Below are 24,259 nucleotides of genomic sequence, written 5' to 3' on the forward strand. Positions count from 1 at the left end.
GCCTGCCGGTGCTGCACCGATAGAAATCGGGTCAAACTGTTTGGCAATTCTAGCCCAATCCAATAGTCAATTTGGCAAGAAATGCTATATTCGTTTCGAACCAGGACGTAAGCATTTCTATGGATAAGCATTACAAGGTGGCTGTATTAGGCCCTATTCCCTTTGACCACATTACGACTAGTAAAAACCGGGTTATTGAAAAGTACGGCTGCGCAACGCATACCGCAATCGGTGCTGCAGCCCTGCTTGCTCAGGATGGTACGGTCATTCCCATCACACATGTCCGCAAGAAGGACGAGCCTAAGGTGAAAGCGCTACTCGGGCAATATTCCAATATCAGCACGGAGGGCGTCTACGCACATTTAGATCAGGGGGATGTCATCCAGCTCCGCTTTGTAGATCAGAATAACCGTTTGGAAAAACAAACGGCGTTTATGCCGCCCATACGGCCGGAAGATGTGGAGCCCTTTCTGGACAGTGATGTATTTGTTGGTGTCCCGATTTCTGATTATGAAGTACCATTGGAAACCCTGCGGTTTATCAGGGAAAACCGGAAGCCGGGTGCGCTGACCATCTTTGATGCGCATGGGCCAACCACAGCGGTGACCACTCAGGGGGACCGGGTGCGCCGCTTTTGGATAGAACGCGACCTATGGCTGCCCTACATCGATATTCTGAAAATGAATATTGAAGAAGCAGGGTGCAGCTGGTTCAGCAAGGAGTATAAATCTGAAGACCTGCAAAAGCCCTATCAGGACCTTTCCGAAAAAGATATGGCAGACTTCGCCCAGCACAGTCTTGAACGAGGTGTGAAGGCAGTGATCATCACCCTGGACTCCAGAGGTTGTATGGTGTACTCTATGCCCGGCGGACAGTTCAAAGCAGAGTTTGTCCCCTCCATCCCGGTAGCTGAAGTCATTGACACCACCGGCTGTGGCGACTCCTTCGCGGGAGGGCTGGCTTACGGTCTGCTTCGCGACCGGATGGATTACGTTAGGGCTGCACAGTTTGCCAATGCGCTGGGCGCAATGCGGACGCAGGGCACCACTTTTGAGGTGTTCAAGTCGCTGCCTGATACGGAAGCTATACTCCGGCAGCACTACGAAGCCAATGCCCGCTTATGAGCCTGGCACAACGGATGCTGCACTACCTGGCTGATGCCTGTGGGGTAGATCACCCGAAGCAGCAGCACTTTTTACTGGCCGTTAGTGGTGGGAAAGACTCAGTGGTCATGGCGCACTTGTTTGCGCAAACCGGCTTGTCCTTCGGTATTGGGCATTGCAATTTCCAACTGCGTGGCAAGGCTGCTGATGAGGATGCCGCATTTGTGGAGGACCTTGCCCGGCAGCTCAATTGCCCGTTTCATCAAACTGCTTTCGATACGCTCGCTGTTGCAGAACAATTATCTGTTTCCGTACAAATGGCAGCCCGCGAGCTGAGGTACGAATGGCTGGAGAATATTCGGGAAGCTTCAGGATATGACTACGTAGCCACGGCTCATCATCTCACGGACGCTGCAGAGACACAGATCTTTCATCTGGTTCGGGGCACAGGCCTGAGGGGGCTGTTGGGTATCCCTCCGCGCAATGGGTGGGTGGTCCGGCCATTATTATTTGCAAGTCAGCAGGAATTATCCGATTATCAGGAAGCCAACGATTTGCCCTACCGGGAAGACAGCAGTAATACGGAGACTAAATATACCCGTAATTTCATTCGCCACCGTGTCCTGCCCGCCTTCCGGGAGCTTAACCCAAGATTGGAGCAATCGCTGGGGGAGAACATGCAGCGGTTTCGGGAGTCACTTTTCCTGATGGAACAAATGCTGAACCGTATTGAAGAAGCTGCCAAAACTCAGGATGGCGACCGGATTTTATATCAGTTGGATACGCTTAAAGCTTTTGCTCCGGCTTTGCCAACTGTGCTTTTTGAGTTGTTATCGCCCTTTGGGCTGAATACCACACAAGCCAATGATCTGGCGTCGGGCATTCACGAAGGGCAACCGGGCAAGGTCTTTTTGACCCCAACTCACGAAATTGCCCTGGCAGCGGAGGTGTTGGAAGTCGTAGCTAAAGGAGAAACCGTTCAGCAGTCATTGGTTATTGAGAGAGAAGCGGAGCAGCTACGGTTTCCCGGGGGATACCTGTATTTCCAGTTGCTGGAAAAGGTGCCGGAGCATTTCTCCGAAGACCCTAAAGTAGCCTACTTTGACTTCGAAACACTGGCATTTCCGCTGATGCTGCGCAAATGGCGGGCAGGCGATCAGTTCCAGCCCTTCGGAATGGGCGGGAAGCATCAGAAAGTTCAGGATTACTTTAGCAACCATAAATTTACACGGGCAGAGAAAGCCGCTGCGTGGATGTTGGCGGATGATAGTGGCACCCTGCTTTGGGTCGTGGGGCACCGCAGCAATCATGCCAACCGGGTACGCCCTTCGACAAAGCAGTGCTTAAAGGTGAGCGTTTTACCGGATTAAAGTTTGTCTTTATAGCGTTCAATTTTCCGGCGGTCCCGCTTGGTCGGCCGGCCGGCACCTTTTTCCCTGAACTCCGTTTTTCCCTTGCCCACAAACCACTCGTTGTACTTGTTGAGTTCTTCCTCAGGCGTCAGGTCTTCGTAGCAGGTTTGGGCGATTGGTGCCCCTACGCGTTTGCGGATCAGGTCTACCGCCTTATATTGTAAATTGAAACCATTTTTCTTAACAGTAAGTTGGTCGCCCCGCTGAATCAGCTGAGAGGGCTTAGCCACTGAATTATTCACCTGAACCTTACCAGATTTGCAGGCTTCTGTGGCCTGCGTGCGCGACTTGAAAATCCGGACGCTCCACAGCCACTTGTCTACACGTACTTTCTCAATATTCGACATAAAATCCTTGTCAGTTATATCGGCAGAGGCGGGTATTGCATGTTTAGTGCCTCCAGTCGTTCAACTAACGTTTTGACCACGATATAGTTCCGGTACCAGCGCTTGTCTACCGGCACAATCGTCCAGGGAATGCGGCTCTCGTTGATGGCGTACTCGTAGTATTTCCGGTAAGTATCCCAGTGCTCGCGCTCTTTCCAGTCGTTGGGGTTATGTTTCCAGTGCTTATCGGGCTCATCAATGCGCTCCTGCAACTCTTCCCTTTGCTGCTCGTAGGACAAGTGGAGGTAGAATTTGAAGATGTGGGTATTATTATCGAAGGCGAGGAGCTCCTCGAAGGCATTGATTGCCGCCATACGCCGGTGGGCGTGCTCATCGTCAATCCAGCCGTGTACTCTTTGTATGAGAATGTCCTCGTAGTGCGACCGGTTGAAGACCTGAATCATGCCTTTCGGCGGTACCTGCTTGTGGACCCGCCAGAGGAAATCGTGGGCAAGCTCTTCATCGGTAGGCTTTTTGAAGCTGTGGACCCTTACGCCGTGCGGGTGGCAATCTTTAAAGGTATGCTTCACGGCCCCATCCTTTCCACTCGCGTCCATGCCTTGAAAAATCACCAGTACGCTGTGTTTTTGCTCGGCGTACAGGACTTTTTGCAGGTCGCCCAGGCGTTCCTGTAGTTCTTTCGTCTTATCTTCGATGTCGTCCCGGTCCAGGTCGTCGGGCGGTGTTGTAGGGATTTCGCTTAGTCTGATCATCAACCATTAGTGTTTATCGTTCTGGCATGAAAAGCCAGAGCAGCACATATACCAATAAGCCAGGAAAAGCTGCGCTAAGCACAGAAAGCAGCACATAAAAAAGGCGCACATGTGTAGGGTCCCAGCCGTAGTAGTCGGCAATGCCTGCACAAACGCCTCCTATGACGGCCTGGTCTTTCCGTTTCATTAATTTTCGGTTGGGCATATGGCTTGTTAGATTTTAAGAATGGGTAAGATAGGCAGTTCCTGCAAAAAAGAAAAGCCCTGCGGTACAAGGCTTTTGGCGTTTAATTTTCCTGAGCTTCTTTGAGCTGAGCTTTAGCGTCGCGGCGAAGGACGCGCTGTACGGCATAAAACTCCCGGTGCGAAGGAATATAACCTCCACGTTTCCAGTGCTCGATCATACGTTGAGCGTCTTCCGGAGTGAGCTTTTTCAGAGGCGCTTCCTCCAAGATTTCCATATTGTAGTTGGTGGTGTTTTTGGTGTCGAGCGAAGGGTGGGGCGCTCTTCTTTTTTCTTGCTTTTTTTGTTGTTGATGCGTTAATCCGTATACGATAGCGACCATCAAACCCGCTATTCCTGCTACGAGGTATTCCATTAAAAAGTTAATTTATGTCATCGATAATCAACAGTAAAACGTAATATGGCGGTGATATGTTTTGTCTACTGTTTTGATTATGAATGGATTGCGATTTAAAGTTGGCGGCGGAACCACTTAAAGGTATAGGGGAAAGGGTTATTGGCATCGGCTTCGTGCGGTTCTTGTTGGGTCAACTTCCAGTCTTCAGCACTGAACGCTGGAAAGAAGGCATCTCCGTTTTCGACCTGTGTGTGAATGTCCGTAAGGATCAGCTCGTCGGCATAGGGCAGAGCCTGCCGGTAGATTTCTCCACCCCCAAGCACACAGCGCCGGGGCACTTGCTTGTGCCTGGCCAGGGCGATCCCTTCTTCCACACTATGGGCAATCTCTCCGCCGGGGCCCACTTTGTAATTTTTCCGCCGGGTGATGATCACAAACTGCTTATCTTTAAAAATGGTGTTGCCCTGATTGGACTCGTAGGATTTCCGGCCCGACAGGAGGAAACAGCCTTCGATTTCGTTGAGAAAAAAGGCTTCATCTGCGGGCATAGACCAGGGCAGTCCTCCATCTTTGCCAATCACCCCGTTGTCGGAACGGGCTGCGATCATTACAATTTTCATGATTTTTTTCGTTTTCGGTCCAGCCAAATGTACAAGCCGTAGAGGAGTATTCCAATACCGCCCAGCCAGTACAGCCCGGTTTTGAGTTGGTCGAGGTCCCGGGTGAAGTAGGCGATCCCCAATGCCAGTGGTGTGATGCCGGCAAGGGTAGCCAGCAAATAGGGCACAAAGCGCATCCCCAGTAAACCGGCAATAATACTAATGGCGTCCGTAGACAGGAATGGGGAGAGACGAAACAATACTATAGTGCCAAATCCATATTCTTCCATGGCTTCAGAAATTTCCTCCTCTTTTTCCTTCCCTATAAAACGCTCCCGGGCCTGCGCTCCAAATACCCGGCCAATCCAATACCCAATGCCCGAAGCCACAGTGACGGCGACTATAGAAATAACCACGCCCCAAACCGGTCCGTACCCAATGGTAGCCACCACCATGGGCAGCCAGCTGGGAAAGATGATCAGGAACATTTGCAGGACCATGAACAGTATGATGGCGATAGGGCCCCATATCCCGAACTGTTCAAACCATTTAGCCAGTGCGGCTTCATCACCAGCTTTTGCCAGCCGGAATCCCTCGTTGACGGTTTCCTGTACTGAAGGCGAGGCAAAGTAAAGCACGACCAGGCTGCCTAGTAGCAACAGGGTGAGAAAGGAGGCGGTAACTTGTGTTCTTTTCAAAGGCTTTTATGTAAAAAAAGCGCTCGTCGTTGTTGATGTTCGAAGGCAGGCAAAATGAAAACGGGCAGATGCTCCGGAGAACACCTGCCCGTATTTATCAGGCGATAAAGAATCGCCAGATCAAAATGACTTACTCAAAGGAGTATTCGCCAGTCAGCACGTTGAAACGTACCGTGTAGTTACCCGCAGTAACGGGGATATTCGGTCCATCCTGTGTGCCGATGCCACTTGGGAAATCACCAGCGCCCCAGTTCACGCCCCAGTCATTATTCAGGCGGAATTTGGCCTCTCCATCCGTCAGTTCGATATTCACGGTTTGAACAGATGGCTCGGCAGGGTCGGGCATCATATCTGTATCTGCGTCCCAGCCATCAGGCGTGGAGTCACCAATGATGCCAACTGAAGCTGCCTCAAAGCTGTATTCACCTGTTTCAGGGTTGAAAGTCACCTCGTAAAGGCCAAAGGTAACCGGAATGTTAGGCCCGTCCTGTGTACCGGTGCCACTTGGGAAGTCAGTAGCGCCCCAGTTGACAGCCCAGTCGTTATCGGCGCGGAACTTCGCTTCACCGTCCAGCAGGCCGATCAGGATAGAGTAGGTGCCATCGCCGTTATCCGTCATAGGCGTTTCTGCATCCCATCCGCCCGGCGTAGCACTACCAATGATACCAATGGACTCAAATCCGCCACCGCCACCAGTGCCCAGGAATTCCATGGTATACTCGAGGGTGGCGTCGTTGAAGGTGATCTTGTAAATGCCAGGGTCGCCCATGAACATAGTGTTGCTGCCAAACTCTTCGGCTACACCATCACCGTCTGCATCACCGAAGTTTTTGCCCATGAAGTTGGGCATTTCAGCAAATTTGAACTCATCGCCTTCTGCCAGTTCCACTTCAGCCAGTTCCCAGGTGTTGTCGCCCGTGAGCTGGAAGCGGAATTCGTCCCCGTCAAAGTTGTTGAAAGTACCAAGCAGGTAAAGGCCGGATAGGTTGGTGGCGAACTCAACAGCCGGGCGTACCGTGTACTCCAGCGTTTCGTCGTTGAAGGTTACGGTCACTTCGCCGGAATAACCACAAGCGGTATTGCCGTTGCCGCCACTCAGGTTGCTTTCCATGAAGCCGTTGCAATCGGTGTCGCCCCAGTCCTCATCACACCAGTCCAGGCAGTTTTTGATCTTCCACTCGTCTCCGAGGAGGTCAATGCCTGAAACTTCCCAGGTGTGGTCAGCGACGAGGGTCATCGCATCACCGCCCCAGCCGTTGAAGCCACCGGCAATCCACATTTCATCGTGGTTGGCCGCGAAAGGCAGCAGCGAAATTTCAAAGGATGTGCTTCGGTTGGTGGTCTGCCCTTTAGCATCCGATACCGTGATGTTCATGCTGTAAATGCCAGCGCCAAGCTGTTCGGCAGGCACTGCAAAATCGGCACCCGGCACCACGATACTGTCGCGGGTACCTGTCACTGCCTGAGTCGCATCGGCAAGGGTATTACCAAATTCATCCAGCAGTTGCACAGAGATTTCGGAAAGAGGCGAAGACTCACCATCTGCCACGATGACTTTCAGGTCGAAGTTGCCAACTACAATCTTGCTGTTGTTAGCCGGAGAGATGGAAACAATACCGGGCGCGAAGTCCGTCAACGCTTCCACGTCGATCTCATCCTTGGTACAGCTAAAGGCAACGAGCCCCGCCAAAACCAGGATGGAAGATATTTTAAGAAAATTTTTCATGTCTTAATCTGATTGAAAATTTGATAAATTTTCGAATGGTCGGCGGACTGCTAAGGCAGCCCTACCGATCCATAAAGATTTAATAGCCCTGGTTTTGCTCCAGGTTGTCATTAGCCAGCAGTTCTTCCGCCGGGATAGGGTAGAGGTTGAGGTGAGGCGACGTTGTTCTGCCTTCCTGAACATTACCTTTCCATGCCCATACACCGTTTTCGGTAAATTGCCCGAAGCGGATGAGGTCTGTACGGCGTACACCTTCCCAGTACAATTCACGGCTACGCTCATCGAGGATGAAATCCAGGTTGAGGTCTGCTTCTGAAATGTTGCCAGCATCATTATTGTATGCCCGCTGACGCAGGGCATTGATGTAGGCTACAGCTGTACCCAGGTCACCGTTGGAAGCGCCACGGAGGACCGCTTCAGCATAAGTCAGGTGCACTTCTCCAAAACGGAACATCGGATAATCCGTGTCGGCAAAGGTAGGGTCAGAACCCGCAACACCTTCAGACGTAACGTTCTGGTATTTTGGCACGGTATAGCCATTAGTGAACTCATTGATGGCCTCTACGGCTTTGGTTTGCCCTTCTGTAAAGAAGATCGCCCGCTCATCAATATTGCCGGTTTCATCGGGGAAACGGTCTACCAGGGAAGGCAGTGTGCGCAGTCCACCCCAGCCGTTGTTCACGCCGTAGTCTTCCGCATTCATTGCACCACCGATAGCCGCATGCACGAGGTACGTGGTACCGCCGAACGTCTGAGTCGCATCACCATCGAAGTTCACAGACCAGATAATCTCCGTTGAGCGGTCGTTATCAGCCAGGAAGTTGTGGTGGTACTCGTCCATCAGGGTGTAAGCACCAGATTCGATGATCTTGTTACAGGCTTCCACTGCCTCATTCCAGTAAGTCTCCCCTCCGGTATAGACTTCACCATTTAGGTAAAGCTTGGCTTGCAGCATCCAAAGTGCGCCTTTGTCTGCGCGGCCATATGGTGCTGTGCCGGCTTCAAGCATGTCACTCTCAATTTCGTTGAGCTCATTCACGATGAAGTTGAATACCTCCCGGCGGCTGAACTGAGTAGGCGCGGTAGAACCGATCACCTGATCTTCAGTATAGAATGGAATGTCACCGAAGAAGTCAATGCCATGCCAGTAGCTCAGGGCACGCATAAAACGGGCTTCTGCGCGGTAAGTGACCATTTGATCAACTACCTCTTTGCTGACACCACGTGCGTCCAGCTTTTCCGGTGTGGATTCCCGCAGGAACTCGTTTGCCAGAGAGACCTGGAAGAACACCCGATAGTACATCGCACGTACAAACTGATTGGTGCTGCTCCAGCCCTGAGTAACCAGGTCAGGCAGGCCATCGTCATTCCACGCGATAATAGCTTCATCCGTTGGGAGTTCCTGCAATTGCCAGTACTGGCGCAGGTAGCTGGAGAAGCCTTCATCCAGTGATTTGATATCCGCGTTACCAGCAGGGCCTTGTTGGCCAGTGACTGCGAGTCCGGCATAGATACGGGTCAGAAAACGCTCGTAGGCAGCATCATCTGAAAAGAAAACATCAGGAGTCAGATCGTTCCTGGGCTGTACATCCAAATCTGTACAGGCAGACATCATAGCCAGGACGGCGATCAACCCTATATTAATTATTTTTTTCATGGCTTAATTTTTCTTGTGTTCAACAAATTAAAGGCCCAGGCTTGCGCCGAAGATAAAGCCCATCGGACGTGGGAATGGCGCATTATCTATACCACCCACGCCTACTTCCGGATCAAGTCCGCTGTACTTGGTGAAAACCAGCAGGTTTTGACCGGTAACGTAGAAGCGCAGGCTTGAAATGCCACGCTTAGGCAGTAAGGTGTAGCCTAAAGTTACGTTGTCCAATCGCATGAAAGACGCATCTTCCACATAGTAATCAGAGAAATACTGAGGGGCGACGAACTGCGTCTCCAGTACAGACTCGTGAACGTTGTTGAGGAAGAACTGGTCATTGCCAATATTTACACCTTGTACCCGCTGATAATAACCACGGTTAGAGGCATTATTGTTGTAAACATAGTTGCCTACGGCGCCACGTATTGTCATAGCCAGGTCAAACCCTTTGAATTGGAAATTAGAGGTCAAACCGTAGAGGATGTCCGGTGCTGGATTTTGGAAAATCCGGCGGTCCAGTTCATTGATCTGTCCGTCTCCATTTTGGTCAACATACATCATAAGATCGTCCTCATCAGAAACAGGTGTGCCATCATCATTGAGGATATGCTCATAGACGTAAAATGCGTCCACAGCATGACCGACCCGGAGAATCTGTACGTTATTGCCCACACCTCCGGCAATACCGCCCCGAAGGATGCCTGCATCACCAGCAATATTGGACAGCCCCAGTACTTCGTTACGGTTGTAAGCTATGTTACCGGTAAGGTCCCAGCTCATATCCGATGTTTTGAGCAGATTGGCGTTCAGCGTCAGTTCCACACCCTGGTTTTGCAACTCACCGATATTGGTCAGTACGCGGTCAGAAAGGTTAGTACCTGCTGGTACGTTGACTTCGAACAGCAATTGGTTCGTATTCTGGGTGTAATATTCTAAAGCGCCATTGATACGGCCATTGGCAAAGCCAAACTCAAGTCCCACGTTGAGAGATGCCGTTTCCTCCCACTGTAGCCCCGGGTCATAGGCATTGGGACGGGCAGTATTGATAAAGATAGGGTTGCCATCTGCATCTGTACCGATTTGGTAACGCGCCCGCTGATCACTAAAGGCGTACTGTGGGAGATAGCGGTAGTCACCAATTTCCTGGTTACCTGTGATACCGTAGCTCACACGGAGTTTCAGGTCCGAGAAAATATTGTTTAGGGAACCTGCCCAGTCTTCCTGTAGGACACGCCAGGCAACGGCTGCTGATGGGAACAAGCCCCAGCGGCTTTCCGGACCGAAGCGGGTGGAACCGTCACGGCGCAGGGTTGCTGTCAGTACATAGCGCTCATCGAAGTTGTAAATCGCACGGCCCCAGAAGGAGATCAGGCGGTTTTCAAAGACGGAATTGGCAGGGAATACGTCTTCGGCTTGTGCCGGCCCGTTAATTCCGAACTGATCAGTTGAGAGATTCTGCCCCTCAAACAGCGGATATTGCTCGTAGAAGTCCTGATAGGAGTAACCCAGTGTAAGTTTCAGGTTGTTGCGGTCATTGAGTGACTTGTCGTAGTTGAGGTACGCATCAAACAGGTAGTTGGTCCGCGTGTAATTCTCGATTTTCACCAGACCATTGAAGTTAGCCACCTGCGTGTTCGTGTAGGTGGTGGGTTCAAAGGTGTTCCGGTCGCCCTGATTGACATCAAAACCCAGGTTGGTTTTCACGCTGAGGCCATCAATAAGGTCACCCAGTGAATACTCAATTTCCATATTACCAATGGTACGGAAGGATTGCCCTTCGTCAATACGTTGCTCAGCGGCAGAGACCGGGTTACGCGGAGCCAGGCTGTTCCCGTAGGAGAAGAAACCACCGAAGGCTTCATTGTCCGGATCCAGTACGGGCTGTGTAGGATCAAAATCCCAGGCCGCACCTATGCCCGGATCAAAAACATCGCGTGTACGTGCACCGCGCAGGTTGGTATTGATCTTCAGCTTATCATCAAAGAATCTGTGGTTATAGTTAAGGCTGAAACTCGCCCGCTCAGTCTCCGAGCCACGGATGATACCTTCCAGTTGCTGATAACCGGCAGATATGCGGTAGCCAAAGTCTTGTCCGCCCCCGGAAACGCTCAAAGAGTGGTTCTGGCCCTGAGCCTGACGCAGCATTTCATCAAACCAGTTGGTATTATTACCTCCCAGGGAGTTCAGTCGGCTTGGCGCGAAGAACGTAACTACATCACGGAAGTTATCTGCATCGAGCATCGCAGGTTCACCGCGGATTTCATTTACGGTGTAGTACCCATCGTAATTCACCCGCGGGCGGCTGCCGGACTGCCCTTTCTTAGTGGTGATGATAATCACACCGTTCGCACCCCGTGAACCGTAGATCGCCGTTGCAGAAGCATCTTTCAGTACGGTAAAGGATTCGATGTCGCTTGGATTGAGGAAGTTCAGCGGGTTACGCCCGCCGGCAAAACCTTCATTGTCGATAGGCATACCGTCAATAACGAAAAGCGGCTCATTACTGGCATTGATAGAAGTACCACCCCGGATACGAATGGCAGAGCCACCACCTGGAGAACCATCGCCAGGCGCAATCTGTACACCCGCTACTTTACCCGTCAGCAGTTGTTCCGGAGATACAATGGCTCCCCGGTTGAAGTTCTTGTCATCAATTTTCGCGACTACCCCGGTCGCATCTTCCTTGCGCACCGAGCCATAACCGATGACCACCACTTCCTCCAACACTTCGGCGTCTTCGCCCAGTTGGAAGTCAAGCGTAACGGTTTCTCCGTCTCTTACGGTAATGGTTTTAGTAAGGTCTCCGTATCCAGTATAGGATGCCCGGAGTTGCTGTTCGCCGGCCGGCACATTTTCGAGGACGTAGTTACCGTCAAAGTCGGTAGCCGTTCCCCGGCTGCTGCCCACCAGCAGAATGGTAGCCCCGATCAGGGCCTCGCCATTTTCGTCGATCGCTTGGCCTTGTACAGTACCCTGAGCATACCCCTGTTGGACCAGGAGCAGCGCAGCTGCAAAAGCCACGACCAATCGCAGAATGTTTTTCATAAGAGCTACAATTTAATTTTGGTTGTATGGTAAGTTTAGATTACCCGTGTCAATTTTAGTGTACACTTTACACTAATTCAATAGTTTGAGTGGTAGGCGTAAATCCCTGACGACTTGGCATTTGTCGTTTTTGAGTAACAGTAAGCAGTGGGGGTTAATGTAGTTTTTATACCAAGTCCATCGGCAAATATATTCCTTGATTCGCAATTGCCCTATTTAATTTTGGAATAAATTTGAGCAAAACCCGACTTTCGTGAACCATTTGCTAAGTTTTCTGATTACAATTGGTTGTTTGTTTCGATAGCCACAAAAGAAATCATCTTGCCTGTGCTATACCATGACCTTTGTCACTCCCGGGCTTTTTGTGCTTTGATCTTTATCATTTGAGTTGAAAGCAGGGACAGGCAGGGGCCCGCCACGCTCTCGGAGGGGCAACCATACAGCAAGCACTGAGACCATACTTTCGGATACAATAGTCCTGTCGGCGGGAATTAAACCGCGGGGTCAACCTTTAGCCGGTCAATCATTTTGTTCAGTTCGATAAAGCAGCGCCCGGTCAGCACGGCATCTTCCAGCGCATTGTGCTCCTCGGTTTCCCGCTCCAGGTTGAAATAAGCGGCAATAGCGGTGAGGCTTTGGCGCTCGGGTACGGCTTCTCCGGCGGCTTTGAAGATCGGGAACAAGGCGTGGGTCAGGGACTGCATATCCAGCATGTGGTAGCTGAAGGGCCAGCGGCGGTTGATGATGCCGTAGGCGGCGCGCAGAAAAGCGAAGTCATTGACGATGCCCAGGCCCGAAATCATGGTGTGCCGCAGCGCCCGGCTGTTATCAAAGGGGTCCGGCTTGAGCTTTCTCAGCCCCAGCATCCAGGCTTCAAATTCAGGCAGGACATCATCCAGCATGGGCGCGTCTTTTAACTGCTCAAGGCTGATGCCATGAACTTCTTCAGAGGGTTTAGAGAACGCTTCCTCGTTTTCCGGGTATACGTAGGATTGATACCTGCCCAGTTCCATCCAGTTATCGGTGTAAAGCACTGCACCGATTTCGATCACATCGTGATAGCTCGGGTCGTCGCCCGACATTTCGAGGTCAATTACCAAATATTCCATAATGAGGTTTGTTGGGCTAAAATAAGGGATTTTTGCCGCTTTGGAAGCATCCCTATGGCGATTGGCGGAAAAATATTGAGAAGTAAATATGGCAGGCTGATTTGTAAACGCTAATTTTGCAAGCATTCTGAAGCAGGGCAGCCAGGTTAAGCTAAGCCTGCTTTATTGATTCAAATTTAAATTGCAGATAATGGGACGCGCATTTGAATACCGTAAAGAGCGGAAAATGAAGCGCTGGGCCAATATGGCCAAGACTTTCACGCGTATCGGCCGGGAGATTGCTATTGCTGTTAAGGAGGGTGGGGCGGACCCTGAGTATAACCCCCGCCTGCGTCTGGCTATACAGAATGCCAAGACGGCTAATATGCCTAAGGCTAACGTCGAAAATGCCATCAAAAAGGCGACTTCAAAGGATGCGGAAAACTACGAAGAGCTGGTTTACGAAGGGTATGCCCCACACGGTGTAGCTCTTATGGTGGAAACGGCAACGGACAACCCAACCCGTACCGTAGCCAGTGTCCGCCACATCTTCTCCAAGTACGGGGGCAACCTGAGTACTTCCGGCTCGGTAGATTACATGTTCTCCCGCAAGGCCAACTTTAAAGTCAAAGCCGAAGGGCAGGACGGAGAAGAACTGGAGCTGGGCCTCATCGACTTTGGACTGGAAGAACTGAGGAAGGAAGACGATAAAATTGTCCTGGTCTGCGCTTTTGAAGATTACGGCAACCTCCAGAAAGGTATCGAAGAATTCGGGCTGGAAGTGACGGAGTCTGAACTCGTACGCATTCCCAGTCATTATAAAGAGCTTACAGACAGCGAAGTAGAGGATGTCATTAAGCTAATCGAAATCATGGAAGACGATGACGATGTCAACGCGGTCTTCCACAACATGAAAGAAGACTAATGGATTTTTACAAAATCAACCGCACGGCACTTGTCGTGAAGCCCAAGCCAGCTCTGATCGAGTGGGCTAATGAAGTTTTTCCGGAACAGCCCCTGGATTATGCTGATATGGATCAGCACGATGAAGCGGATATTTTTCTGTTGCCAGATTTCGAGGATGTGGAGGATGTCCTTTCTCATCTTAAAGCCAATGTGGAGGACCTGCTCAGTGTTCTGCTGGAAGGCTGGAGCCTGGACGAGAACGATTGGCCGGAAACACTGGACTGGGCGCTGTTTGAGCGGTTCTACGACTACCACGTTGAAACGATGGTGACGGATACCATCGAGGAGGATTAAAAAACGGGCTGGTTTCAGCCTGCTGCATACTTCAGGAACATACAGGGCTCTTTACGGAGCTGGCAACTATTATTAGGGTTAATGACGGATCGAGCAAGGGTTTGGGCTAGCCGCAAGGGGCTAACTGTTTTATTTTGTTGTGTTTTCAGCAGCTTAGCTATAGGGCAGGCGTCAGAGGGGCTGGATATCCGTTCTGCTGCAACGCCCATACGGCTGGACGGGGTGCTGGATGAAGCAGCCTGGGAAAATGCCGGGGTGGCGACTGATTTCTACCAAAACTTCCCGTTTGATACCTCTTACGCTGAACTGGATACGGAAGTCCGTGTCACCTTCGATGAGACAGCCCTGTACATTGGTGCGGTCATTTATCAGTCACAGGAAGATTACATCGTCACCTCCCTGCGCCGGGACTTTGAACTTGGCCCTTCTGATGAATTCGCTGTCAATATTGATCCCTTCCAGGATAAAATCAATGGTTTCCATTTCGCTGTTACACCTTTGAATGTACGCCGGGAAGGCCTCATCGATAACGGCAACAGTATTTCCACCGACTGGGATAATAAATGGTACGCCGAGGTGTCCAATCACCCGGAGTACTGGGTGGTGGAAATGGCGATCCCTTTCAAAACGCTGCGTTACAAACGATCTGAAGGCGCCAATCAGTGGCGGATCAACTTCAGCCGCATATCTGTCAAGCAAAACGAGCGTTCTACCTGGAATCCGGTGCCCAGGCAGTTCGGGATCAATAACCTCGCTTTCACTTTGCCAATGCGCTGGGTTACGCCGCCACCGAGCCCGGGCTTAAACGTTTCGCTTATCCCGTACGCTATTGCGGGTGTGGAGCGGGATGAAGAATTTCGGCTACCCGCAGAGCGCAACTTCAATGCCGGGGGGGATGCCAAGATTGCCATAACACCCTCTCTGAACCTGGACCTGACCTTTAATCCTGATTTCAGTCAGGTGGAAGTAGACCGGCAGTTGACCAACCTCAGCCGTTTTGAGCTCTTTTTTCCGGAACGGCGGCAGTTTTTTCTCGAAAATGAGGATTTGTTTGGCAAGTTTGGTTTCCCCAGCAGCCGTCCTTTTTTCAGCCGTAGGATTGGCCTGGCGCAGGGCACGCTCCGGCGTACCACAACCGGTGGGGACGAGATCGAAGTGCAACGCAGTTTTAATGTGCCGATTTTGGCGGGCGCCCGGCTCAGCGGTAAGCTGGACAACAACTGGCGGGTGGGCCTGCTGAATATGCAGACCGGCGCTGTCTCCGATGCAGACCTGGCGCCTGCCAACTATTCCGTCGGTGTACTGCAGCGCAAAGTCTTTGACCGGTCCTTTGTCGGCGCCATTTTTACCAACAAAGTGAACTACCGGCCGGACGGTGCGGGCGGTTACGAAGTCGACCCTGATGCTTTCAACCGGGTGGCAGGACTGGAATACAATCTTTTTTCAAAGGATAATAAATGGGAAGCCGAGGCTTTCTACCACCGCTCTTTTACCAGTGATAATCATGTGGATGCGCAGGCGGCCGCCCTCTTCGTGGGCCATTACCTGCGCAACTGGCGTATCTTTTTTCCAACCCACTACATCGGGCGCAACCACGAAGCCGAAATGGGCTTTGTACCGCGCCGGGGCTTCCTGTCCACCTCTCCGGGCATCACCCATTTGATCTTTCCAAAAAAGAAATGGTGGGCAGAGCGGGTCATCGCCTTTGGGCTCAGCGCAAGGACAGAGTTTATTTTCAACCAACCGGACTATCAACTGACGGACCGGGAGCTGAGCGCCGGGGCATTTGTGGAGTTTCCCGGGCAAAGTGAGCTTAGCCTGGACTATACAGAGAATTATACTTTCCTGTTCTTCCCATTCGACCCTACCAATACCGGGGGCGTAGAACTGCCGGAAGGGACAGATTATACCTATCCTACCCTTAATTTGAGCTACAGCTCGGATGTACGTAAGGACTTTTACTATGGCGTGGAAGGCAGCTACGGGCGTTACTTCAACGGGGATTTCTCCCGCCTGCGATTTCAGCTGAACTACCGCTGGCAGCCATTGGGGATTCTGGCCCTGGATGCGACGTACACGGATATTCAGTTGCCCAGCCCCTACAACGACGCCGGTATATGGCTGGTCGGGCCAAGGGCGGAGCTTTCCTTTTCCAGGAGTGTTTTCTTCAGTGTCTTCCTGCAATACAACACCCAGGCCGACAACGTCAACATCAATACCCGTTTGCAGTGGCGCTTTAAGCCCGTATCGGATATCTTTCTGGTGTACACCGATAACTATTTTTCGGACCAGTTTCTGGCGAATCCACGTGGCAAAAACCGGGCTATTGTGCTCAAAGCCACCTACTGGCTCAATTTGTAGCTGATTTAGTTTCCAGTTTCCAGCCTTCCGGTCGGGTATGTTTCCAGCGGCGGTGGCTCCACAGCCAGTATTCAGGCTTTTGGCGGATTTCCTCTTCCAGCAGCCGGGTGTGGGCTTCTGAAATGGCACCGGCGGGCAGGCTGGCCGGATCCTCAGAAATGACTTTGAACCGGATTTCGTAATACCCCCGCTTTACCTTGTCAATGTAGCCAAAGACAACCGGGTAGTTGTACTTTCGGGCGTAGGCCTCCGTTCCGAAAAGCACCGCCGTATCCTGGTTTAGAAACTCGGTCCAGTACGCCCGGTTGGGGTTGGAGGGCGCCTGATCGGTAGCAAACAAAATGATGCTTACCCCATGATCAGCCTCAAAGAACTCCCGGGTTTTGCGGATGGAAACCATGTCCATACCAAACCGGCTGCGGGAAACTGTGATTTTTTGGTTAAAGAACTGGTCTTTCAGCGGTTTGTAAAGGCCCACAACCCGGTGTTTGATATACATAGGCATAGCTGTGGCGGTCATCTCCCAGTTGTTGTAGTGGCCGGCACAAAGGATGACAGGCTGCTGACGCTCGTAAAAAGGCTCCAGGATTTCCGGATTGACCATTTTCCCCCGGCGCTTGATCTCTTCTTCCGGGATACTGAAAGATCGCACCGCTTCAACTACGAGATCGCACAAATGCCGGTAGTACTCCCGGGCGATGCGGTCGATCTCTTTTGCTGGTTTTTCGGGGAAAGAGCGCTCCAGGTTGCCCAGAATCACCTTTTTGCGGAAGCCAAAAACCCGGAACAGCAGCCAGGAGAGGGCATCAGAAAAACGGTGCATTACGGGCAAAGGCACGTACGAGAGGGGCTTGATCAGCAAGTAAAACAGGACTATGTTCATATTATTCATCGATTCGTTAATGCCAGCCGTGCGATGAGCAGACTTTCAGTGGCGGCACAAAGGTAATATTAAACCATATACTGCGTTTTGCTTCAGGTTGCCTAACTTTGCGCCGAAAATGTAGAAAACCATACCATGAGCAGAAGCTACCTACTATCGCTTGCTTTGATTTTGCTGGGCTTTGCCGGAAAGGCACAGGAAGAGAATCTGGAGGTGATCCGGAGTACGGCCCTACCGTGGGGCAGCCCGGTCAAAAATATATTTGTTGATACCGATAATACCAAATGGGTGGCCAACACCCGGATTATTCAAAAAGTCAGTGGTGCCCGTTCTGCAGACCCTATCACGCTTCAGCCCGGAGAAATGGGCCTGTTCCAGTTTTCAGGCGGCAATGCCGACATCCGCTGGCAGCAGCAGGAGCTCACGGAAGCGATCGGGGATATCATAGACGAAGACAACTACATCACTACCGCTTTTTACGATGAGGTCAATCAGGATATCTGGCTGGGTACTAGCCTGACCGGCGCCTACCGCCTGAAAAAAGAAAATGGCAAGTTGGTTTTCAAAGAGCAGTTGTCGATGGACAACACCAAACTGAGGTCCAACTTCGTTCATGAAATCGCTAAGGACGGGCCTGGCCGTATTTGGATTGCTACCAATGATGGCGCTTTGGTCGGCCGGGATGGCAAATGGGACCTGATTGAGAAGGGGCTAATCATTGAGTCTGTTGCGGTGGCGAATGGGGAAGTCTGGCTGATGGGCGACGGGTTGGTTGGAAAAGTAGACCGCAAGGACCGTTGGGAGCTTATCGATATCCCAACCGACGCAGTGGAAGGCAGCATTACCGATATTGCATTGGATGCGAAAGGCAGGCTCTGGATTGCTTCCCGCATCATTGCCTCCTACAACCCGACCAGTGGGGAAACCAGCACTTTTGGAGGAGCGGAAGAATATACCAGTGAATTTGCCAATTACCTGGCCGTAGACCTGGACGGTGCAGTCTGGATTGGTACAGAAGACAAAGGTGTCTACGTTATTCAAAAAGGCTCGTCTCTGGTTGCTACCGTAGAGCTTGTCAGCCCGGTCACCTGCAATGGGAATGGCTCAGATGGTGCCCTGCGGGTAAAAGTAACCGGCGGTGCTCCACCTTACACCTTCAACTGGAGCGGCAATGCAACAGGTGACAGCCCCGACCGTCTTACGCCAGGTACTTACCGCCTGACCATCACGGATACCAAGGGCAACAGCCGTTTGACGGATATCAGTGTCCCGGACCGCAGGGTTACCCTTCGGGCAGAGGCCCGCAGTGAGGTCAGTAGTGCTGGTGCTGCCGACGGGCAGGCAGAAGCAAGAACCACGGGAGGCATGCCCCCGTATAAATACGCCTGGGACAATGGAGAGACAACACCCATCGCCATGCAGTTGTCAGAAGGCGCACATACGGTGACCGTGACGGACCGGCAGGGCTGTGAAGTGTCAGCTGTGGTCAATATTTCGCGTACCCTTGAGGAATTGGCCGTTCAAATTGAGCAGGTTAAGCCCATCAAATGTCAGGGTAATAAAAGTGCTGTGCTGAAAGTAAATGCAGAAGGCGGCGCCAAGCCTTACACGTACAAGTGGAGTGCAGCCGATGCGCTCACCCCTCAGCTGACCGGACTGCTTGCCGGCGATTACGGCGTCACGGTTACGGATGCGAATGGTACGGTTGCATCAGCAACTTATACGGTGGAGGAGCCCTCCGCTTTTCAGGTACAAGCTCAAGTCACACAACCGGCTTCTGCTAATGGCAGCGATGGCACTGCAGAGGTGGAAGCGTCCGGAGGCGTGTCCCCTTATCAGTTTGCTTGGAGCAGCGGTGGTAATGCTGCAGCGGTGACTGGTTTGCCTGCGGGTAAACATACCGTTACCGTAACGGATGCCAACGGATGTGCCACTACCGCCGAGGTGACCGTGAGCGAAGACATTCTGCCCTTATCGCTGAACATTAGTCAGGATGCTACTATTGATTGCCAGGGTGCCGCAGCCGGCGCGCTTTCCGCCAAAGTTACGGGCGGCAAAAGCCCCTTTACTTACACCTGGAGTAACGGTGGTGCAGGAGAAGTCCTCAGCGGCCTGACCGCCGGAGCCTATACCCTGACCGTTACGGATGCAACAGGAACTGCCGCTGAGGCTTCTTTTACCATCGAAGAACCAGCCGCTTTAAAAGCCCGTGCAGTTCAGGTGACACCTGCGAATACCGGCGCTTCCGATGGGGCTGCAAAAGCAGAGGTTAGCGGAGGTGTTACGCCTTATGCTTATTTGTGGACCAACGGTGCCAGTACAGCCGAAATTAAGCGCCTGTCCTCTGGTGCCTACACCGTTACCGTAACCGATGGCAACGGCTGTCAGGCAACAGCCAAAGTAGAAGTCACAGAAGATATCGCTCCCCTTCAGGTGCAGTTGGAGATGAGTCAGCCCGTAAGCTGTACAGAAGGCGCTGATGGGCAACTCACGGCAGTAGTGGACGGCGGCAAAGGCCCCTTCGCTTACGCCTGGTCGAATGGCAGCACATCCGAAAGGCAATTAAAAGCCCTCCCGGCGGGCACCTATAGCCTGACGGTGACTGATGTAGTAGGCAATACCTCAAACGCCACCGTCGAAGTGACGGCACCGCCCAAGCTTAAAGTCGGCGTGGAAGTTACTGGAGAAGCCAGTCCGGGCCAGGCAGACGGGCGTGCGGTGGTAAGCGCTTCCGGTGGAAATGGAGGCTACGAATACCTCTGGATCAGTGGCGAAATCAGTGCTGAGGCTACCAAGTTGCCGGCCGGTATGCAAACCGTAACGGTTACAGATGCGAAAGGGTGCACGTCTTCCATTTCGGTGGAGATGATAGAGGATATTTTACCGCTTCAGGTCACTATAGCTCCTGAAGCTTCCATTACCTGCGCCGGAGCAGCGGATGGCGTTTTGGTCGCTACCTTGAAAGGCGGCAAAGGGCCTTACCGTTACACCTGGAGCAACGGCAGCACTACAGAAACCCTTGCGGAGCTGAGCGCAGGATCGTACGCCCTGACCGTCACAGATGCACAAGGGACGACCGCGGAAGCTACCCTTTCGCTTGCTGCCCCCGAGCCCATACAGGCAAAAGCCACTGCTGTACAGCCCGCCAGTACCAATAATGCAGATGGTATAGCCAAGGTCAGTGCCACCGGCGGTACGCCGCCTTATACCTATGCATGGAGTACGGGGGCATCCACAGAAGTGGCAGAGTCCCTTCCACCGGCTGATCATACAGTGACCATTACGGATGCCAATGGGTGCACCGCTACCGCTACGGTGGGCATTACTGAAAACATCCTACCCCTGCAAGTATCGCTTACGGAGACAGGTCCTGTTAGTTGTAATGGAGCAGCGACGGGTGCCATTGCCAGCGAGGTCACAGGCGGCAAGTCTCCATTCAATTATGCATGGAGCGGCGGGCAGAACGGGCCGGAAGCAAGCCAACTCACAGCCGGAGATTATTCACTTACCGTAACAGATGCAGCCGGCACTACCGCTACCGCCACGCTTTCGATTGGCGAACCGGCAGCTTTATCGGTTGAAGTAGTAATCATTCAGCCCGCCAGTACGAATGCTTCAGATGGCAAAGCGAAGGCTTCCGGAAAGGGGGGCACCCCACCTTATTCCTATGATTGGAGTACCGAAGTCTACGCCGACCTGGCGGATAACCTGCCACCGGGCAACCACACTGTAACCATTACGGATGCCAATGGGTGCACCGCAGAGGAAAGCGTGGAAATTACGGAAAACATCCTACCCCTGGCTTTAAATTTGGAAGTTTCCGCTCCCATAAGCTGTAAGGGTGGAGTAGGCGCTCTGAATGCCGCCATCACCGGTGGAAAGCCACCGTTTGCCTATGCCTGGAGCAATGGCGCCACTGAGCCCCAGGCAGCAGGTTTATCCGCTGGGGCTTACCAGCTCACACTCACCGATGCGGCAGGGACAACGGTAGAGGCCGAAACAACTCTGACAGAGCCGGCAGCGCTTTCCGCGAAAGCCACAGCGGTGCAGCCAGCCAGCACGAACAATAGCGATGGCGTTGCCAAGGTAACTGCGACCGGAGGTACTGCTCCTTATACCTACGCCTGGAGCACAGGAAGTACGGAGGCACAGGCAGCCGGACTTCCACCGGCTACCCATCAGGTAACCGTTACAGATGCCAGGGGCTGTACGGCTGAGGCGTCGGTTGTGATTTCCGAGAATATCCTCCCACTGGAAGTGGAATTGTCCGCAACCCAACCCATTTCCTGCAGCAGCGTTTCGGATGGTGCCGTACAAGCAGCTGTGAGCGGAGGCAAACCACCTTACACCATCACCTGGAGTGATGAAAGCACCGCTGGTGAAAACCGTACGGGACTAGGCGCGGGCAGCTACGAGGTGACCGTGACCGATGAGGCGGGGAACGAAAAAACAGCCGCTGTTTCTATGTCCGCACCAGAGCCTCTCACTGCTGAACTGGGACGCGTAGAGCCTGCATTCAGCGATACCAGTGAAGATGGGAAGGCAGAAGCAAGTGGGAACGGAGGTACACCGCCTTACAAAATCACCTGGGACAACGGGGCTGCGGGCCCTAAAGTGGAAAACCTTGGCCTTGGGCAGCATAGCGTCACCGTTACAGATGCCAACGGCTGCACCGCAAGTGCCAACTTTGAAATTACGGAAAGAGTATTGAAGGAACTGACCAGCGCCGTGAGCAGTGGCCAGACGATTCAGATGCAAAAGCTGCAGTTCGAAGCGGACAGTTCCACGATTCAGGAATCGGTGAAGCCCTTGCTGAACGAGATTTACATTTTCCTCAAAGACAACCCTTCCATCGTCGTGGAAATCGGCGGGCATACGAATAACCTGCCTCCGGACGAGTATTGCGATCAATTGTCGACTGCCAGGGCCCGAGCTGTAGCCGAGTATATGGTAGCTAAAGGGATCCCTTCAGACCGGGTGTTCTACAAGGGTTATGGCAAACGAAAACCACTCTTCTCTAACCGCACCGAGGATGGCCGAAGGCGGAACCAACGTGTGGAAATTAAGATATTGAGATTATAGGGCATGGGGCGGTGCCTGGTAACGGTGCCGCCTCTTTTATGTGTACTTTTTGAATTTGGGTTTCACCTTACCCATTGCCAAGCTCCACCGCCCGGTCAAGTGCGGCCTGTGCGCCTGCAATGATGTCATCACGGACCAGGTTCTTATCGTAGGAAGCCAGGGCGGCTTCGGTGGTGCCCCCCCTGGAACAAACCTTCTCAATCCACTCTTCGCAGGTGAAATCTGTCTTGTTAAAGAGTTCAATAGCACCCCGGAACGTCTGGCTGACCAATAGTTCTGCCTCAGAGTAAGAAAAGCCCATATTACGGGCGGCATCCATCATAGATTTCATGAAAAACCAGACGTAAGCCGGGCCACTGCCGGATATTGCAGTAGCCGCATCAATGGCTTCTTCCTTTTCAACGTAGACAGTTTTGCCAGTGGTGTTCAGGAGGTTTTGAACCATGACGAGCTCTATCCGGGTGACTGCATCAGAAGACGTAAAGGCGGTCATGCCCATGCCAATCTGTGCAGGCAGGTTGGGCATAGCCCGGATCACCTTCTCCGCGCCCAAACTACCGGAGATGGTCGAAAGCTTCACACCGGCCATTATAGACAGAAAGACCTGTTGCGGGTCGATAAGTGGTTTGATGTGCTCAAACAACACAGATGAGTCCTGAGGCTTTACTGCAAAAATAACAAGATCAGACTGCTGGATACAATCCTCAGCTCTGCCGTAAACGGTACCAATGTCTCTTTTAGCCAGCTCTGCCGCTTTTTGAGGCGATTTTTCCAGAATCATCATGTCCTCCTTACTGGCGATGTGAGATCGCAGGAAGCTTTGGGCATAGGTAAGCCCCATGTTGCCGCCGCCAATGATCAGTATTTTCATAAAGTTGAATTTTTCAAAGGTGCTCCAGATGAGGCGTAAAGCTACAATTTAGCAGGAATAAGCAGAAATTTTCATTTTGATGTTGCAACTTTGATTTAGAGCGCCTATATTTGCACCAATTAAAGTTTAAACATTAACAGGGGTAGCGTTGTTACCCTTTCCATAAAAAACAATCAAACCAAACCATTATGAAAAAGGCAAGTATTTTCTCTGTGCTGCTGGCAGCTGTAGCAATGATCGGCATGAGCTTTACTAATCCTGTTGAAGGCGAAAAAGAACGCCGCACGGTAAGCGTGGCGGAAAGCAACATCGTATGGAACGGCTACAAAGTGACTGGCTCCCACACCGGCAACATTCAGCTGAAGTCTGGCGAGTTGGAATTCGACGGCGATATGCTAACTGGTGGCAGTTTCGTGATCGATATGACCTCCATGACGAATACCGATTTGGAAGGAGAGTGGAACGAAAAATTAATGGGGCACCTTAAGTCTGATGACTTTTTCAGCGTGGATAAATTCCCAACAGCTTCGTTCAATATTACTCAGGTGGTATCTCGGGGTAAGCCAGGCGAGTACAAAATTGTTGGTGATCTGACCATTAAAGATATTACCAAGGAAATTAAGTTCCAGGCCAACCTGGAAGATATGGGCGACAAGGCGAAAGCAGTGGCTGAAGTTGTAGTTGACCGCTCTGAATTCAATGTTCGTTATGGTTCAGGCAGCTTCTTTGACAACCTGGGAGATAAGACGATTTACGATGAGTTTGACCTGCAGGTAAACCTTGTTGTGAATAAGTAATCG

General features: G+C 51.9%; 19 protein-coding genes. 7 read left to right on the plus strand and 12 right to left on the minus strand.

Translation table 11 applies throughout. The features are described from left to right. The first annotated feature begins 119 nt into the window (after positions 1 to 119). Positions 120 to 1,124 (plus strand): carbohydrate kinase family protein, encoded by a 1,005-nt coding sequence (locus IX84_RS20290; RefSeq protein ID WP_044225411.1) that lies wholly within the window; start codon positions 120 to 122, stop codon positions 1,122 to 1,124. Then, positions 1,121 to 2,473 (plus strand): tRNA lysidine(34) synthetase TilS, encoded by a 1,353-nt coding sequence (gene tilS, locus IX84_RS20295; RefSeq protein WP_052516240.1) that lies wholly within the window; start codon positions 1,121 to 1,123, stop codon positions 2,471 to 2,473. Before IX84_RS20290 ends, tilS begins: the two co-directional genes overlap by 4 nt. Here tilS and IX84_RS20300 read toward each other — a convergent pair. From IX84_RS20300 to IX84_RS20345, 10 genes are all read right to left on the minus strand, one after another. Beyond that, positions 2,470 to 2,862 carry an RNA-binding S4 domain-containing protein gene (locus IX84_RS20300; RefSeq protein ID WP_044225040.1) on the minus strand — a complete coding sequence of 131 codons (393 nt, stop codon included), beginning with the start codon at positions 2,860 to 2,862 and terminating at the stop codon, positions 2,470 to 2,472. The two genes, tilS and IX84_RS20300, sit on opposite strands and share 4 nt — an antisense overlap. A 14-nt stretch (positions 2,863 to 2,876) precedes the next feature. After that, complete coding sequence (locus IX84_RS20305; protein WP_044225044.1) at positions 2,877 to 3,614, minus strand: PPK2 family polyphosphate kinase; 738 nt, start codon at positions 3,612 to 3,614, stop codon at positions 2,877 to 2,879. Positions 3,615 to 3,627: 13 nt separating this feature from the next. Beyond that, a complete protein-coding gene (locus tag IX84_RS20310) occupies positions 3,628 to 3,801 on the minus strand; it encodes a PspC domain-containing protein (protein ID WP_202965278.1) in 174 nt (57 codons plus the stop codon). 100 nt (positions 3,802 to 3,901) lie between these two features. Continuing rightward, on the minus strand, positions 3,902 to 4,213 hold the full coding sequence (locus IX84_RS20315; protein WP_044225047.1) for a hypothetical protein: 312 nt from the start codon (positions 4,211 to 4,213) through the stop codon (positions 3,902 to 3,904). A 95-nt stretch (positions 4,214 to 4,308) separates the two neighbouring features. After that, positions 4,309 to 4,815 carry a dihydrofolate reductase gene (locus IX84_RS20320; protein ID WP_044225050.1) on the minus strand — a complete coding sequence of 169 codons (507 nt, stop codon included), beginning with the start codon at positions 4,813 to 4,815 and terminating at the stop codon, positions 4,309 to 4,311. Next, positions 4,812 to 5,492, minus strand: coding sequence for a TVP38/TMEM64 family protein (locus tag IX84_RS20325; RefSeq protein ID WP_044225053.1), 681 nt, complete (start codon positions 5,490 to 5,492; stop codon positions 4,812 to 4,814). The genes IX84_RS20320 and IX84_RS20325 overlap by 4 nt, the downstream gene beginning before the upstream one ends. 130 nt (positions 5,493 to 5,622) lie before the next feature. Next, positions 5,623 to 7,218 carry a SusF/SusE family outer membrane protein gene (locus IX84_RS31255; protein ID WP_052516241.1) on the minus strand — a complete coding sequence of 532 codons (1,596 nt, stop codon included), beginning with the start codon at positions 7,216 to 7,218 and terminating at the stop codon, positions 5,623 to 5,625. Between the two features lie 79 nt (positions 7,219 to 7,297). Beyond that, positions 7,298 to 8,875 (minus strand): RagB/SusD family nutrient uptake outer membrane protein, encoded by a 1,578-nt coding sequence (locus IX84_RS20335; RefSeq protein ID WP_044225055.1) that lies wholly within the window; start codon positions 8,873 to 8,875, stop codon positions 7,298 to 7,300. A gap of 27 nt (positions 8,876 to 8,902) precedes the next feature. Continuing rightward, on the minus strand, positions 8,903 to 11,914 hold the full coding sequence (locus IX84_RS20340) for a SusC/RagA family TonB-linked outer membrane protein (RefSeq protein WP_044225058.1): 3,012 nt from the start codon (positions 11,912 to 11,914) through the stop codon (positions 8,903 to 8,905). Positions 11,915 to 12,405: 491 nt separating this feature from the next. Next, entirely contained in the window at positions 12,406 to 13,023 is a 618-nt protein-coding gene (locus tag IX84_RS20345) for a 3'-5' exonuclease (RefSeq protein WP_044225061.1), read from the minus strand. A 190-nt stretch (positions 13,024 to 13,213) separates the two neighbouring features. On the opposite strand from IX84_RS20345, the gene IX84_RS20350 reads away from it, so the two are divergent. The 3 genes from IX84_RS20350 (at position 13,214) to IX84_RS20360 (ending at position 16,623) form a co-directional block, all read left to right on the plus strand. Beyond that, positions 13,214 to 13,927, plus strand: coding sequence for a YebC/PmpR family DNA-binding transcriptional regulator (locus IX84_RS20350; protein ID WP_044225063.1), 714 nt, complete (start codon positions 13,214 to 13,216; stop codon positions 13,925 to 13,927). Continuing rightward, entirely contained in the window at positions 13,927 to 14,262 is a 336-nt protein-coding gene (locus IX84_RS20355) for a hypothetical protein (RefSeq protein WP_044225066.1), read from the plus strand. The genes IX84_RS20350 and IX84_RS20355 overlap by 1 nt, the downstream gene beginning before the upstream one ends. Before the next feature lie 81 nt (positions 14,263 to 14,343). After that, positions 14,344 to 16,623, plus strand: a complete 2,280-nt coding sequence (locus tag IX84_RS20360) for a DUF5916 domain-containing protein (RefSeq protein ID WP_044225069.1) — start codon at positions 14,344 to 14,346, stop codon at positions 16,621 to 16,623. On the opposite strand, the gene IX84_RS20365 is transcribed toward IX84_RS20360, so the two are convergent. Beyond that, positions 16,613 to 17,506 carry a lysophospholipid acyltransferase family protein gene (locus tag IX84_RS20365; RefSeq protein WP_044225420.1) on the minus strand — a complete coding sequence of 298 codons (894 nt, stop codon included), beginning with the start codon at positions 17,504 to 17,506 and terminating at the stop codon, positions 16,613 to 16,615. The genes IX84_RS20360 and IX84_RS20365 overlap by 11 nt on opposite strands. Before the next feature lie 135 nt (positions 17,507 to 17,641). Between IX84_RS20365 and IX84_RS20370 the strand changes: the two genes are divergently transcribed. Further along, on the plus strand, positions 17,642 to 22,588 hold the full coding sequence (locus IX84_RS20370; protein ID WP_044225072.1) for an OmpA family protein: 4,947 nt from the start codon (positions 17,642 to 17,644) through the stop codon (positions 22,586 to 22,588). Positions 22,589 to 22,655: 67 nt separating this feature from the next. On the opposite strand, the gene proC is transcribed toward IX84_RS20370, so the two are convergent. Beyond that, complete coding sequence (proC, locus tag IX84_RS20375; protein ID WP_262501663.1) at positions 22,656 to 23,489, minus strand: pyrroline-5-carboxylate reductase; 834 nt, start codon at positions 23,487 to 23,489, stop codon at positions 22,656 to 22,658. A 158-nt stretch (positions 23,490 to 23,647) separates the two neighbouring features. On the opposite strand from proC, the gene IX84_RS20380 reads away from it, so the two are divergent. After that, a complete protein-coding gene (locus IX84_RS20380; protein ID WP_044225079.1) occupies positions 23,648 to 24,256 on the plus strand; it encodes a YceI family protein in 609 nt (202 codons plus the stop codon). Positions 24,257 to 24,259: the final 3 nt, after the last annotated feature.

The organism is Phaeodactylibacter xiamenensis (genome assembly GCF_000759025.1).
Taxonomy (GTDB): Bacteria; Bacteroidota; Bacteroidia; order Chitinophagales; family Saprospiraceae; genus Phaeodactylibacter; species Phaeodactylibacter xiamenensis.

What these genes read in the sequence shown, in the direction of transcription:
- IX84_RS20290 (WP_044225411.1), top strand. Translation starts at nt 120, where the DNA reads ATGGATAAGCATTACAAGGTGGCTGTATTAGGCCCTATTCCCTTTGAC.
- tilS (WP_052516240.1), top strand. Translation starts at nt 1,121, where the DNA reads ATGAGCCTGGCACAACGGATGCTGCACTACCTGGCTGATGCCTGTGGG.
- IX84_RS20300 (WP_044225040.1), bottom strand. Translation starts at nt 2,862, where the DNA reads ATGTCGAATATTGAGAAAGTACGTGTAGACAAGTGGCTGTGGAGCGTC.
- IX84_RS20305 (WP_044225044.1), bottom strand. Translation starts at nt 3,614, where the DNA reads ATGATCAGACTAAGCGAAATCCCTACAACACCGCCCGACGACCTGGAC.
- IX84_RS20310 (WP_202965278.1), bottom strand. Translation starts at nt 3,801, where the DNA reads ATGAAACGGAAAGACCAGGCCGTCATAGGAGGCGTTTGTGCAGGCATT.
- IX84_RS20315 (WP_044225047.1), bottom strand. Translation starts at nt 4,213, where the DNA reads ATGGAATACCTCGTAGCAGGAATAGCGGGTTTGATGGTCGCTATCGTA.
- IX84_RS20320 (WP_044225050.1), bottom strand. Translation starts at nt 4,815, where the DNA reads ATGAAAATTGTAATGATCGCAGCCCGTTCCGACAACGGGGTGATTGGC.
- IX84_RS31255 (WP_052516241.1), bottom strand. Translation starts at nt 7,218, where the DNA reads ATGAAAAATTTTCTTAAAATATCTTCCATCCTGGTTTTGGCGGGGCTC.
- IX84_RS20335 (WP_044225055.1), bottom strand. Translation starts at nt 8,875, where the DNA reads ATGAAAAAAATAATTAATATAGGGTTGATCGCCGTCCTGGCTATGATG.
- IX84_RS20340 (WP_044225058.1), bottom strand. Translation starts at nt 11,914, where the DNA reads ATGAAAAACATTCTGCGATTGGTCGTGGCTTTTGCAGCTGCGCTGCTC.
- IX84_RS20345 (WP_044225061.1), bottom strand. Translation starts at nt 13,023, where the DNA reads ATGGAATATTTGGTAATTGACCTCGAAATGTCGGGCGACGACCCGAGC.
- IX84_RS20350 (WP_044225063.1), top strand. Translation starts at nt 13,214, where the DNA reads ATGGGACGCGCATTTGAATACCGTAAAGAGCGGAAAATGAAGCGCTGG.
- IX84_RS20355 (WP_044225066.1), top strand. Translation starts at nt 13,927, where the DNA reads ATGGATTTTTACAAAATCAACCGCACGGCACTTGTCGTGAAGCCCAAG.
- IX84_RS20360 (WP_044225069.1), top strand. Translation starts at nt 14,344, where the DNA reads ATGACGGATCGAGCAAGGGTTTGGGCTAGCCGCAAGGGGCTAACTGTT.
- IX84_RS20365 (WP_044225420.1), bottom strand. Translation starts at nt 17,506, where the DNA reads ATGAACATAGTCCTGTTTTACTTGCTGATCAAGCCCCTCTCGTACGTG.
- IX84_RS20370 (WP_044225072.1), top strand. Translation starts at nt 17,642, where the DNA reads ATGAGCAGAAGCTACCTACTATCGCTTGCTTTGATTTTGCTGGGCTTT.
- IX84_RS20380 (WP_044225079.1), top strand. Translation starts at nt 23,648, where the DNA reads ATGAAAAAGGCAAGTATTTTCTCTGTGCTGCTGGCAGCTGTAGCAATG.